Here is a 14,149-nt window from a genome sequence, read left to right as displayed (position 1 = left end):
GAAATGAGTATGATAGGAAGGGGCTTCGGCCCCTTTTTCATTCTGATAGATAGAGATACTGGTAGAGCGATTTTGAGGTAGAAAAACATAGATAAAGCGACGGCGTTTAGCCCGTTAAATCCTAAACCGATTTCTAAAGCCAAGACCAATTAAGAAAATACAGGCCAACGATACAATTGCCTGAAAGCTCATCACGCTAAACAGCAAAGCACTTTCATCAAAAAAGCTTGCGTAGGCGATGTCCCTGACTTTTTTCGCAACGGGAATAAAGGGAATTGAATTGGTCGCGGTAAACACAAACAAGTCTGCAACATTCTCTGCGGCAAACGTATCTTTGGTAAACACATCCTTGGTCAAAGTCCAGTAAAGCGGAAAGAAGGCAAACCACGTTGCGATTAAGGTGATTAACGGCTTTGCTATAGACTGCCCGTAGTTGCAAATGGCGGAATACAGTAAATCCAGAACCGAGCCAAATACCCCTAAACCACCATCTTCCTTTTTGTGCCAGCGTTTGGCTCTCATTTCATCGGCATGGAATCGTAATGCGGCTTCGTGATGTTTATTGTTTTCAGCAATTTGCTTTAGCTTACGCAAGCGTTGGATGTCTTTGGTATCCAACGCTTTTTTCATCCATAAGCCTTTCCAGTCCAGCCGTTCTCTTTGCAAATTAACACTTAAGGTTTGAAGCTCTACATCATGCTTAATATTTGTTTCAGTTAAATCGGGTACGCAGTGAAAGGTGTTATTTGATAAGGACAATAGCCCGTTTATTGATGCGCCCAGTAATGAAAATGACGTGATTTTATCGGGTTTTCTTAAGTCGATAAAAACGACATTTCCGTTGGATTGAGTATAGATAAACGATACATGTCCCCCAGCAAAGTTGGCTCCAGAAAAATCTGCACTTCCATCACCAAAGTTGGCATCTGAAAAGTCCACACTCCCATCACCAAAGTTGGCTTCTATAAAATCCACATCCCCATTACTAAAGTTGGTACGGGAAAAATCTGCAATCCCATTACCAAAATTGGCATATGAAAAATTCACATATCCATCACCAAAGTTGGCTCCAGAAAAATCTGCACTTCCATCACCAAAGTTGGCATCTGAAAAGTTCACACTCCCATCACCAAAGTTGGCTCCATAAAAACTTGCACTCCCATCACCAAAGTTGGCTCCATAAAAACTTGCACTTCCATCACCAAAGTTGGCATTTGAAAAATTCACATATCCATCACCAAAGTTGGCTCCATAAAAACGTGCTCTTCCATCACCAAAGTTGGCTTCAAAAAAATTGACATTTCCATCACCAAAATTGGTTTCAGAAAAATCTGCACTTCCATCACCAAAGTGGGTAAATGAAAAATCTGCTTTTCCATTACCAAAGTTGGTTTTAGAGAAATTTGTATTCCCATTACCAAAATTGGAGCGTGAGAAACTCATATTCCCATCACCAAAATTGGAGCGTGAGAAACTCATATTCCCATCACCAAATTCAACCTCGGAAAAGTCAATATCCCCTTTGGGAAAGTTATAAAAGCTGAAATCAATCTCCCCGCGCTCCGTGAACTTCCTTAAATACCCGAAATCCACTTCTGAAAAATCCACATCACATTCTGGGTTTTCGTTCACCCACTGATTCCAAGCCTCACGACCTTGCAACCAAAGTTGAACAGCTTCTAAGTTGTAGAGCTTATTTGAGTTGGATGTAAAGTCTGAGGAATATGCCGATGCAACTTTTTGCTTATTTCGCTCTAGTTGCCCACTCTTTGGGTTAGGTATTAGGGTGATGTCCATGCAGTTAATCGCCATATGAATTGAGAATTGTGCTTTGAATTGGAACGGCTTTACTCTCTCTGATATTCATTTGTTACGCGCAATACTGAAAACAATGCTTTGAAGCGTACAAAAATCCTGTATAAAGCATTGTAAGTGATTAGGGTTGTGTTGGGTCTTCTTGAGTAGGTTGATAGTCGTGCTAAAACTAAGATTGAGTTAAGAGCAACACAACACTAGGCTAGAACATCTGCTCCAATCGTTGAGTCACCTATAGAGAATTAAGAGCAAACCCTGAGTTGCGGGAGGCGGCTGCGGAGCCCTCATGGCAGTATTCATGGTGAGTTTGCGATAAATCATTTATAGGTAATTAACAATGAAACACAGCTATTTAGAGGCTAAGATAACCTTATTTTTGTTATTGCGTCTTTTTGGTCACTCGAATTGTTTAAAAATTATTATAAGTAATTGAAAATATGAAACAAAATAGAATTCTTTTTGTATGCATGGGCAATATTTGTCGTTCACCTACGGCAGAAGCGGTGTTTCGCAGTAAAGCGACGCAAGCAGGGGTAAAGGTGTATATCGATTCTGCGGGGACAACTGGTTATCACATTGGAGAAGCGCCAGATTCCAGAAGCCGACAGGCAGGTGAGGCGCGCGGTTATCGTTTTCAAGGGCAAGTGGCGCGCCAACTGCAAAAGAGCGATTTTCGAGATTTCGATTATTTGTTTGCGATGGACTCAAAAAACGTAGAAGACATGCTGGCGTTATGTCCAGAGGAATTCAAACATAAAGTGAGTCTATTCCTAAGCTTGTCAGATTCCGAGACTGATAATGTGCCAGACCCATACTACGGCGGTGAGAACGGTTTTACGGAAGTGTTAGATTTAATTGAAGCGGCATCCGATAAACTCGTCGAGCGTCTACAACAAGACGCTCAAGCTGAGTAGATGCTAGTCATATGACTATCAAAACGGAGCGATGCCACGGTTTGCTCCGTTGCATATTTTAAATTGACTTTGTTGTTATAAATTCTCAGCTTGCCCTCGCGATTTGATGCGACCAGCATATTGTTAATGGCGGTTAATCCTGCGGCTCCCTGATATTCCTGCTGTTCAATGACTTCTAAACTGTCGGCATGTAAAAAGGTAATACAATGGGATTGGGGACAGGTAACAGCGAGTAAGTTGTTCAGCACTTTTACACTGGAGGTTTGGTGTTGAATACGTTGCATCTGTAACTCTGATGCCTTGCTCGCCTTTAGTCCCTCGTTGCCTTGATGGCTATAAATTAATGACATTTGCTTAGGCGATTGGTTTTTGTGGGAGTCCTTCAAAGTATCGCCTTCGTATTGCATGCCAATATACACTTTGCCTTCTGGCGACACATCTAAATGACGAATGCTTTGTCCTGCTTCTGGTGCGTTAAGTTTTGCGATAACTCGGCCACTATCGGCATCAATATAAGCAAGATTTGATTGCGTAAAATGCCTTGAGGTGACTTTGCTGGCAGGAGTGTCAACGGAATTTGAGTTGCCATAAACAGACACAATCCCGCTGTTTGCAACAGCAAGCGTATTGCTGTTAGGCAGCATCACCAGTTCATGAGGGCTAATGCCGCCAGACGCAAAGCGGTTGAGCACTTGGTAAGATTGGGTATCGCGCACCACAATCATACCTTGATTGTGATTTAACTGGTTTTCGCTGGTAAACAGTTTTGAGCCGTCAGCAGACAATGCACCATGACCGCAAAAATAGGTATCGTTGCCGCACTCAAACTGGTGCGTTATGTGCCCTGTGATGAAATTGATTTCCATAGCAAAGGTATTTGGGCTTCTGGCAAAAACCAATGCGTGACCCGGTTTATGTGGTAGCGCAAGTGTATCGTGACCGCGAGCAGGAAGTGCGACACGGCTAATCAGGTAGCCATCAATGTCGACCGCGGCAACATAATGTTTGCCTTGATTATCGCTGGCGCTACTTACCATCCATTGTTGTTGGCTATTTGCGCTGCAAGATGGAAGCATCATTGCGACTAATGCTGCACTACTGCTTCCCAGAAGAAACTGCCTTCTGTCGATTCCTTTAATCACCGTCATTCGAATTGAACCCTATTATTATTGTTCAAAGTCTGAAGGATAAGCGGTGAGCACTGCTCATACTGCTCTTAAAACTTCATACAACACTGGTTATTGGTATTTTAATTTGTTCTTTCTTTAGTTGATCATCATCTGGATGCCAGTATCAACATCAAATCAACTTTAGTCTGCTGTTAACCCTAGTCTATATTTTGTGCAGATGCTCGTTAGTCTTGCTTTTCACATAAACGTTAATTGCAGCAGACCAGACGCACTGCGTTATTGTTTCAACGGATAGTTTCACTCCATGCTTGTTACACATATCAGTCACCTATAAACAATTAAACACCGCTATTTAGGTATTTCAGTAAGTGCCTCAACCGAGATAATCATTACCCTAATTGAGAATAATTCGCATTTTGGCAAAGTTGCCGAAAAAAGCCAGTCTTTATTTATCTTTTTTTGACAACTCCTACGTAAATTTAACGAAAAACTTACATGTATAAACAAGTTTCCCTTAAATTCTATTCAAACCGAGCTTTTAAACGATAAATAATGCCAAAACGATCACATTGTTGTGTTTAAAACGTTTCTTACATCGCGCTGTATCGCCCTAAATTATTGATATAAGTTATACATTTGTATGTTTATACGGAGTTTGCTTAAAAGTCCCTTGCTAGAGCACATTTTTAATGTTTATGATGTCACTTCGTTTAACTTAACTTATAGAAGGTAACCCTTGTGAGCCAATGGCAACCCGACTCATGGCGCAATTTCCCAATATTGCAACAACCAACATACGAAGATAAGGCAAAATTAGCCTCTGTGGAAACAGAGCTTAATCGATTTCCGCCTTTGGTTTTTGCTGAGGAAACGCGTGAATTGTATCGACAGTTAGCCAATGTTTCCCAAGGCAAAGGGTTTTTATTGCAAGGTGGCGATTGTGCTGAATCGTTCGCAGAGTTTAATGCGCCTAAAATTCGCGATACGTTTCGTGTGATCTTGCAAATGGCGATTGTATTAACATTTGCGGGCCGTTGTCCTGTTACTAAAGTTGCGCGTATGGCGGGGCAATATGCAAAACCTCGTTCATCGGATCTGGAAACTATCGATGGTGTATCACTACCCAGTTACCGTGGTGACATTGTCAACAGCTTTGAATTTACTGAAGCCGCCCGTATGCCGGATCCTCAACGTATGATCGATGCGTATCACCGCTCATCTGCAACCTTGAATCTACTTCGAGCCTTCGCGCAAGGCGGTTTGGCAGATTTACATCAAGTGAATCGCTGGAACATGACCTTCGTGGAAAATAATCCCTTGAAAGATCGTTATCAAGATATGGCAAACCGTATTCAAGATACGCTTTCATTTATGGATGTTATTGGCATTAATGCTGGTAACACCGCCTCTTTGCATGAGACTAGCCTGTTCACCTCCCATGAAGCATTATTGCTTAATTATGAACAGGCACTAACGCGTGTCGATACCTTAACCGATAAATGGTACGACTGTTCAGCTCACATGATTTGGATAGGAGAGCGTACTCGTCAATTGGATCATGCTCACATTGAGTTCTTCCGTGGAATTCATAATCCTGTAGGTGTGAAAGTTGGGCCGACGATGCAAGAAGATGAGCTTATTAAGCTTATTGATGCCTTGAACCCAGAAAATGACCCGGGTCGCTTAACCCTTATTACGCGCATGGGGGCAGACAATCTTGAGCAGAACTTGCCGCGTTTATTGCGCCGTGTGAAAGCGGAAGGCCGTAATGTGGTTTGGAGTTCTGATCCAATGCACGGCAATACGAAAAAGGCGTCCAGTGGTTACAAAACGCGTAATTTTGATGACATCTTAAGTGAAATTCGTCAGTTCTTTGCCGCTCACAAGGCAGAAGGAACACATGCTGGTGGCATTCATTTGGAAATGACGGGGCAGCACGTCACGGAATGTACAGGCGGTGCGTATCAAATCAGTGAAAGTGACTTAGCTGAATGTTACGAAACTCAGTGTGATCCGCGTTTGAATGCGGACCAAGTGCTTGAAATGGCATTTTTGGTAGCCGATCACTTACGTTCAGAAGTATAAGTAATCTTTTTAAAGGCTTTTCAGCGGCGTTTATGCGGCTGAAAAGCTATTCCGATTTATTTAAAAACGATCATAACGACTATCTAAACGACTTCTCCTTGTTGTTACCATCTTGGTAATTTCCTTTTAACTATCTATCGATAACTTAATACTTTCGGCGCTCTAAGCCAGTTTCGGCGAGGATTTTCGCTGATATTTCTTCCACGGAAAAATGTGTACTGTTTAGAAATGGAATTTTTTCTTTTCGATACAGGTTTTCCACTTCCCGTAATTCCATCCTACATTGTTTCATTGAGGCATAGCGGCTGTTTGCGCGGCGCTCCGAGCGAATCTGATGTAAACGTTCTGCGGAAATAGACAACCCGAAAAGTTTCTTTTTATAAGCTCTAAGCGCGGCCGGCAATTTTAAGGTATCGCCCATATCTTCTTCCGTGAAAGGATAATTCGCCGCGCGGATCCCATACTGTAATGCTAAATATAAACTCGTTGGGGTTTTACCTGAACGAGAGACGCCAACCAAAATAATATCGGCGCTAGCGTAGTCTTTTAAATTTGAGCCATCGTCATTAGCGAGTGCAAAATTAACCGCTTCAATGCGCGTATCATAGGTTTTTTCATGAATACTATGGGTACGATGTTTTTCTGGTTTAGATGGAACGCCGAGTATTTTCTCTAACGGGGCGATGAATTGATCGAGGAAGTTGTAGTTAATGCCCGGCGAGTTAGCAATAATTTCCCTGATTTCTGGATTCACTATGGTGTAAAACACCAAAGGTCTCTCGTTCAAATCTCGGAAACTTTCAGATATTTTCTTAACAATATTTTCTGCTTTTTCCACCGTTTCAACAAAGGGCACGGTTTTATGCTCGAACTGAATAGGGAATAAAGATAATAGTGCATGTCCAAAAACTTCAGCAGTTATCGCCGTACCGTCAGATATGTAAAAGGCTGTGCGCACAGGGTGCTCCTTGTGGATCCGTTATATGTTTCATCGCAAATATGTTGTTTGAATAACCATAAATCAGGGGAAGAATTAAGTATAGTTATGCAAAAAATACACGTATTTAATTTGTCTTTTAGATGAAATAATCAACCGTTTAATTCTTGAATAAATAGTCAACTTTTTCACCTAATGTAGTAATTTTATTACAGCTCAAAATTAAATTTTACTTCCACGGCTTTGGCATTCTAAAATTCACGCCGCACAAGCATTAAGAGCATATTCATCCTTCTTATTTTGAGCATTAATTAAGGCAATTTTAAAGCTTGAAATGAAAACATATTATTTTAAGAAAGAGACATTATATTTTGAATCAAGTGTTACTCTTTGAATACGAAATAGTTTAAGCGGATTGAAGAAAAATTAACGTGAGTGCTGTGAATTTTTCATTTTGATACGACAATTTAGAAATACATCTTATTTCATTGAATGCGGGAGGTTCGCGAGTGGGCGACTATGTTCTGTGGTACCAAGAGTTAGGTATGGGTGATGTTGGACGAGTAGGTGGTAAAAACGCCTCTCTGGGGGAGATGATCTCAAACCTAGCTAACGCTGGGGTACAAGTTCCAGGCGGATTTGCAACAACCGCTCATGCATTTAACGAATTTCTAGACCAAAGCGGTTTAGACAAGCGAATTCACGATACGCTAGACGCACTAGATATTGAAGACGTAACAGCCTTAGCTGAAACCGGCGCTAATATCCGTCAGTGGATCCTCGATACACCATTCCAACCCCAATTAGAAACGGCCATTAAAAGTGCATTTGAACAGCTTCAAGGTGATGCCGGCGACTCTGCTTCCTTTGCGGTTCGTTCATCAGCAACGGCAGAAGATATGCCAGATGCCTCTTTTGCAGGTCAACAAGAGACTTTTCTGAATGTGAAAGGGTATGAGTCGGTGTTGGTTGCCATTAAGCACGTTTTTGCGTCTTTATTTAACGACCGCGCCATTTCTTACCGTGTTCACCAAGGCTACGATCACAAAGGCGTTGCGCTTTCTGCTGGCGTGCAACGTATGGTGCGTAGCGACCTTTCCTCATCTGGTGTTATGTTCAGTATTGATACTGAATCTGGCTTTGAAGATGTTGTATTTATCACATCCTCTTACGGTTTGGGTGAAATGGTCGTGCAAGGCGCGGTTAACCCAGACGAATTTTATGTTCATAAGCCGTTGTTAGAAATGGGGAATCCGTCGGTATTACGCCGCAACCTTGGTAGCAAAATGAACAAGATGCAGTATTCAGACGATACTGCTCACGGCAAACAAGTTGAAATTGTACCGGTTGAAGATTCTGCGCGTAATCAGTTCTCGTTAACAGACGACGAAGTGATGGAATTAGCAAAACAGGCGGTCATTATCGAGAAGCACTATCAGCGTCCAATGGACATTGAATGGGCCAAAGATGGTGAAGATGGCAAGTTGTACATTGTACAAGCGCGCCCAGAAACTGTTCGTTCACGTGAAGATTCTCAAACCATTGAGCGTTATCAATTAACGGGTAAAGCTAATGTGTTGTCTGAAGGCCGAGCCATTGGGCATAAAATTGGTGCAGGTACGGTAAAAGTGCTTCAGTCTGTTGATGAAATGGATAAAGTGCAAGAAGGCGACGTTTTGGTTACTGACATGACCGACCCTGATTGGGAACCGATCATGAAAAAGGCGGCAGCTATCGTGACTAACCGTGGTGGCCGAACCTGCCACGCGGCGATCATTGCCCGTGAATTGGGTATTCCAGCGGTTGTTGGTTGTGGGGATGCAACCGATTCGCTTAACACCGGCGACCGTGTCACAGTGTCTTGTGCAGAAGGCGATACCGGTTACATTTACGGCGATATTTTGGATTACAGCGTGCAAACGTCACGCATTGATTCAATGCCAGAATTACCGGTGAAAGTGATGATGAACGTCGGTAATCCAGATCGTGCATTCGACTTCGCTCGTTTGCCAAATGAAGGTGTTGGTTTGGCGCGTTTAGAGTTCATTATCAATCGTATGATTGGTGTGCACCCTAAAGCCTTGCTGAACTACGATCAACAGCCTGAAGATGTCAAAGACGAAATCAACGATTTAATGGCGGGTTACGAGTCGCCTGTTGAGTTCTACATCGAGAAGTTGGTTGAAGGCATTGCCAGCATTGGTGCAGCTTTCTATCCGAAACGCGTTATCGTGCGCATGTCTGATTTTAAGTCAAACGAATACTTCAACTTGGTTGGTGGACACCAATACGAGCCAGACGAAGAAAACCCAATGCTCGGGTTCCGCGGTGCAAGCCGCTATGTGTCTGAATCGTTCCGCGACTGTTTTGCCTTAGAATGTGAAGCCATTAAGCGCGTTCGTAACAAAATGGGCTTAACCAATGTTGAGATTATGATCCCATTCGTTCGCACTGTGAGCGAAGGCAAGCAAGTGATTGAATTGCTAAAAGAGGAAGGCTTGGAGCAGGGCGTTAACGGCTTGAAAGTAATCATGATGTGCGAGTTGCCATCAAATGCATTACTTGCGGACCAGTTCCTTGATATTTTCGATGGCTTCTCTATCGGTTCAAACGATTTAACGCAGTTAACGCTTGGTTTAGACCGTGACTCAGGCTTGATTGCACACTTGTTCGATGAGCGCGACGATGCGGTTAAAGCCTTGCTTGCAATGGCGATTACCACGGCGAAAAAACGCGGTAAATACGTGGGCATTTGTGGTCAAGGCCCATCTGACCATGAAGACTTCGCTGCTTGGTTGCTTGAGCATGGCATTGACAGTGTGTCGTTGAACCCAGATAGCGTTGTCGAAACTTGGTTATATCTTGGTGAGAAACACGCTTAATTGGCTGTCTTGTTAAGTAAAAGTGACCCGTCCTAAGATAGGTCGACAGTTTTTAGGCCAGCCCTTGTAGCTGGCCTTTTTTATTTGATTTAAAGCGTTTTCTAAATATTTATGTATCAATAGTGATGGCCTAAAACGGGTGTCAAATATAGAAAAGTAAAGGGAGTTAAGATACGTTAACTATGCTTACAAGGCTCTGTAAGCTTTGCGTTTATATAGGAAAATAAACATGAAAGTATTGAAGTTGATTCGAGATCTGAGCTAGGTGTACTGTGTTAGCCAAACGCTTTTAGTAACGAGATCGTTTTCTTTTGGTAATGATGTTATCTAATCGTCTTGCTCCACTCGACATGGCAGATTGGCATTTGGCAAGCCATTTTCGAGCTTGTGGAATATCATAACTGAGTAACACCAAGCCACCGATTAAAAACAAAATAGAGCCCGGCAAAATGAAGAAGAGTATGCCGATACCGCAACAAATACTGCCAATTCCAATGCGTATAGACTTCATAAATACTCCTTAACTGTATCTTTTTTAAGCACTCAGAATTTTAGTATACGTTGAGATAAAACATGTGTCATGAAGTAGTTGTTACAACGCGTGTTTGTTGAATATTTTAATTGCTAGTTTAGGTATGAATTCATTCACCTATATTCAGTAAATATCGCTTTTCCCCTAGCGCCAATCATGGCTTTAAAGGATAATGACCACCTCGTTGTTGTTACTGTTTTAGCCTAATGTTACCAATCGTAAAATCGCATACCCCAATTCAAGCCGCTTATGCTGAGTTTTTAGAAAAACTGGCCGCCAGTGCCTTTTCAGGCGAGATTGAAAGCCAGTATTCCAGCCGATTAGCGGTAGCTACCGACAATTCTATCTATCAACAATTGCCAGAAGCGGTGGTATTTCCTAAAGGCGTAGAGGATTTAACCTGTATTGGTCGGCTGCTATCTGAATTTCCCGACATCAAAGTTGGACCAAGAGGCGGCGGTACAGGTACTAACGGGCAATCGTTAACGCCGGGCGTGGTGGTGGATATGTCGCGCCATATGCGCAACATTCTTGAAATTAACGTAGAAGAACAGTGGGTGCGGGTGCAATCGGGCGTAATCAAAGATCAACTCAACGACTTTTTACGTCCACATGGTTTTTTCTTTTCACCGGATTTATCTACCAGTAACCGCGCAACCATCGGCGGCATGATCAATACGGATGCCTCTGGTCAAGGCTCTTTGGTTTACGGCAAAACCTCGGATCACCTGCTTTCCGTTACCGCAGTATTGGCCAATGGCGATGTGCTTAGCACAAGCCAAAAACCGATTTCGGATGTCAATTCTGCCTCATCAAACAGCAACAGACTGGCTCAAATCGAAGCGCAGGTCGCGCAGTCTTGTGTCGAAAATAGAAACAAAATTCTTGAAAAATTCCCGCGCCTAAATCGCTTTTTAACGGGGTACGACCTTGAACATGCGGTATCCGATGATTTGACGCAGTTGGATTTAGCCCGCGTGCTGGCAGGTTCTGAAGGCTCTTTGGCATTCATTGCCGAAGCTAAGTTAAATCTTACACCTATCCCCAAAGCCAAAGCATTAATTAACGTGAAGTACGACTCATTTGAGTCAGCATTAAGACATGCTCCAGCAATGGTCGAGGCACAAGCAACCTCGGTTGAAACCGTCGATAGCAACGTGCTCAATTTAGCCAAGCAAGATATTGTGTGGCATTCAGTTAGCAACTTAATTCAGGATGTGCCAAATAAAACGGTACTTGGCCTTAATATGGTCGAGTATAACGATGATACTGAAGAGGCATTGAAGTCTCGCATTGTTGGACTAACAAAGCGTTTAGATACGGAAATTCAAGCACAGGAAAACGGCGTCATTGGGTATCAGGTGACTTATAGTTTGTCTGATATTGGCAAAATCTATGGGATGCGTAAAAAGGCGGTTGGCTTACTCGGGAAAACACCCGGTAGCAAAAAGCCGGTCGCGTTCGCGGAAGACACCGCTGTGCCGCCTGAAAACCTTGCCGACTTTATTCTTGAATTTCGAGCCTTGTTAGACAGCAAAGGCTTAAATTACGGCATGTTTGGTCATGTTGATGCTGGTGTGCTGCATGTTCGACCAGCTTTAGATATGTGTGATCCCGAGCAAGAAGCCTTACTACATAGCGTGTCCGATGAGGTTGTGGCATTGGTTGCCAAATATGGCGGCTTAATGTGGGGAGAACATGGCAAAGGCTATCGAAGCGAATATGGTCCAGCGTTTTTCGGTGATGAGTTATTTACTGAATTAAGAAAAATAAAAGCCGCCTTTGACCCGCATAACCAATTGAATCCGGGCAAGATTTGCACGCCAATCGGCAGCGACGAAACCTTAGTAAAAGTGAGCGACACCAAGCGCGGGTATTTCGATAGGCAAATTCCTGTTAGCGTGAGGCAAAGTTGGGAGCCAGCCACGAGCTGTAATGGCAACGGCTTGTGCTTTAACTACGATGTCACATCGCCCATGTGTCCGTCTTATAAAGTCAAAGGAGACAGGCGCCACAGCCCTAAAGGGCGAGCGGGAATGATTCGTGAGTGGTTACGATTGACGCAAGAACAGGGCTTGGATGTGGCTCAGTTAGAGCAATCTTACTTCGAAGTGGGAGCTCCAAAATCCAAAGGAATAAAGGCGAAAATTGCTGACGATTTTTCCCAAGAAGTGTTCGAAGTGATGGACGAATGCTTAGCTTGTAAAGCTTGCGCGAACCAGTGCCCAGTGAATGTGAGTGTGCCAGATTTTCGTTCGCGCTTTTTGGCTTTGTATTACACTCGTTACCGCCGACCGTTTAAAGATCACTTGGTGGCAAACGTTGAGCGCATGGCGCCGATGTTGGCGAAAATTCCGCGTTTGGCTAATTGGGGACAGTCATTAGGCGTGGTTAAGCGCATTATTCGAGACAAAGTGGGGTATGTCGATGCGCCGCGCTTATCCGTGCCAACGCTTGAACAACGAGTTGCTACACGGCACTCGCGTTTTGACTTGGCATCATTGCAAGCTTTAACTGACGAGCAAAAAGCCTCAACGCTATTAATTGTGCAAGACCCTTTCACCAGTTTTTATGAGGCAGAGCTTATCGCTGATTGGATTTCTCTGTGTGAAAAAATAGGGGTGAACGCGGTGTTGCTGCCATTTAAACCCAATGGCAAACCGCAGCATGTAAAAGGCTTTTTGCGAGAGTTTGCGCAAACGGCGCAATCGGCGGCAGATTTCTTAAATCAGGTGGCTGCATTAGATATTCCGATGGCGGGCGCTGACCCTTCTATGGTGCTGTGTTATCGTGACGAATATAAAAAAGCCTTAGGCGAAAAGCGTGGTAATTTTAACGTCGTAACCCTGCACGAATGGCTTTTACAGCGGTTGCAAAATAATACCGCTAAGCTGCCACAAGCGTCATCGCCCGAAACGTTTGCTTTATTGGGTCATTGCACAGAGAAAACCGTATTACCGGCCTCTGAAAAGCAATGGCAGCAGATATTTGAAAACTTTGGGCTTTCGTTAAAAGCGGTGGCGGTAGGGTGCTGCGGCATGGCTGGCACCTTTGGTCATGAAACGCATCATTTGAATGATTCTAAAGCATTGTTTGAGTTAAGTTGGCAACCCGCACTGGATCGGTATAATCCAGACAACATCGTTGCCACGGGCTATTCTTGTCGCAGTCAGGTTGCGCGTTTTGGTCGACAAAAACCAAAACACCCAGTGCAGGTTTTATTGCAACATTTAGCGTAATGTATTTTTTGAAGATGTTGGCAATTTTCGAATCATATTAACAACGTAATTATAATAATTAATCGGTATTAGGCATTATTTATGAAAGACACTCCTGTTGAAAACCAAGAGCAATTAAGTGACGAAGAGCAACGTTTGGCGCTCGCGGCACAATGGTTTAACCAACAATCACAAAAAGCGACGAGTTATCTGGCACAAAAAGGGGTTGTTGTGGAAACCGTGTTTAATGAGGAGTGCACTTACGTTGCCCCTTTATTCGCTATTTTCAAAATTAGAGACAAAGAGCGCAAAAAGTATTGGGTGATAGCGGGGGATTTACCCACCGACTTTGCAACTGATAATGTTGCCAAAGATGCTAAAAATGCGATCCGTCACTTTTCATTGCAATGGCAAATGAGAGCCGAAAATATGATCCGCGTAGGGATTAAAGACACAGTACAGCGAGATTTTGCACAAATGCTCGTCACTAAAGCTGAAGCGATTTATCCCTTTGTAGAAAGCGAAGCGCTTTGGAAGAAACAGCAAGGCGCGTAAAGTCGCTGTTCTGCAATCATCAATTTCAGTAACAACTACCATTAACGGCTACTTTTTGAGTAGCCGTTTTTGTGGTTAATA

9 protein-coding genes are annotated in these 14,149 nt (G+C 43.2%); 5 read left to right on the top strand and 4 right to left on the bottom strand.

The window, feature by feature from the left end; genetic code table 11:
* Positions 1-114: 114 nt before the first annotated feature.
* The gene (locus HJG39_RS00985) at positions 115-1,797 is read right to left on the bottom strand and encodes a pentapeptide repeat-containing protein (protein ID WP_268405689.1); all 1,683 of its coding nucleotides are present in this window, start codon (positions 1,795-1,797) and stop codon (positions 115-117) included.
* Between the two features lie 455 nt (positions 1,798-2,252).
* On the opposite strand from HJG39_RS00985, the gene HJG39_RS00980 reads away from it, so the two are divergent.
* Positions 2,253-2,729 carry a low molecular weight protein-tyrosine-phosphatase gene (locus HJG39_RS00980; RefSeq protein ID WP_268405686.1) on the top strand — a complete coding sequence of 159 codons (477 nt, stop codon included), beginning with the start codon at positions 2,253-2,255 and terminating at the stop codon, positions 2,727-2,729.
* Here HJG39_RS00980 and HJG39_RS00975 read toward each other — a convergent pair.
* Positions 2,717-3,877: a DUF1513 domain-containing protein gene (locus HJG39_RS00975; RefSeq protein WP_268405683.1), complete on the bottom strand. Its 1,161-nt coding sequence runs from the start codon at positions 3,875-3,877 to the stop codon at positions 2,717-2,719. The two genes, HJG39_RS00980 and HJG39_RS00975, sit on opposite strands and share 13 nt — an antisense overlap.
* A gap of 720 nt (positions 3,878-4,597) precedes the next feature.
* Here HJG39_RS00975 and HJG39_RS00970 point away from each other — a divergent pair.
* Positions 4,598-5,944: a class II 3-deoxy-7-phosphoheptulonate synthase gene (locus HJG39_RS00970; RefSeq protein ID WP_268405680.1), complete on the top strand. Its 1,347-nt coding sequence runs from the start codon at positions 4,598-4,600 to the stop codon at positions 5,942-5,944.
* A gap of 145 nt (positions 5,945-6,089) precedes the next feature.
* Here the strand turns inward: HJG39_RS00970 and ppsR are convergent, their stop codons facing one another.
* Positions 6,090-6,902: a posphoenolpyruvate synthetase regulatory kinase/phosphorylase PpsR gene (gene ppsR / locus HJG39_RS00965; RefSeq protein ID WP_268405677.1), complete on the bottom strand. Its 813-nt coding sequence runs from the start codon at positions 6,900-6,902 to the stop codon at positions 6,090-6,092.
* A 488-nt stretch (positions 6,903-7,390) separates the two neighbouring features.
* Between ppsR and ppsA the strand changes: the two genes are divergently transcribed.
* Positions 7,391-9,763, top strand: a complete 2,373-nt coding sequence (gene ppsA / locus HJG39_RS00960; RefSeq protein WP_268405675.1) for a phosphoenolpyruvate synthase — start codon at positions 7,391-7,393, stop codon at positions 9,761-9,763.
* 289 nt (positions 9,764-10,052) lie between these two features.
* Here the strand turns inward: ppsA and HJG39_RS00955 are convergent, their stop codons facing one another.
* The gene (locus tag HJG39_RS00955) at positions 10,053-10,274 is read right to left on the bottom strand and encodes a tellurium resistance protein TerC (RefSeq protein ID WP_268405672.1); all 222 of its coding nucleotides are present in this window, start codon (positions 10,272-10,274) and stop codon (positions 10,053-10,055) included.
* Between the two features lie 227 nt (positions 10,275-10,501).
* Here HJG39_RS00955 and ydiJ point away from each other — a divergent pair, with 227 nt between their 5' ends.
* Both ydiJ and HJG39_RS00945 read left to right on the top strand, forming a co-directional pair.
* Positions 10,502-13,534, top strand: coding sequence for a D-2-hydroxyglutarate dehydrogenase YdiJ (ydiJ, locus tag HJG39_RS00950; protein WP_268405669.1), 3,033 nt, complete (start codon positions 10,502-10,504; stop codon positions 13,532-13,534).
* An 81-nt stretch (positions 13,535-13,615) separates the two neighbouring features.
* Entirely contained in the window at positions 13,616-14,068 is a 453-nt protein-coding gene (locus HJG39_RS00945) for a DUF4826 family protein (RefSeq protein ID WP_268405667.1), read from the top strand.
* The last annotated feature ends 81 nt before the right edge of the window (positions 14,069-14,149 follow it).

The organism is Alteromonas sp. a30 (assembly GCF_026788005.1).
GTDB lineage: Bacteria > Pseudomonadota > Gammaproteobacteria > Enterobacterales > Alteromonadaceae > Paraneptunicella.
The sequence above is the reverse complement of the archived record's forward strand: the minus strand, read 5'-3'. Positions and strand labels throughout refer to the sequence as shown.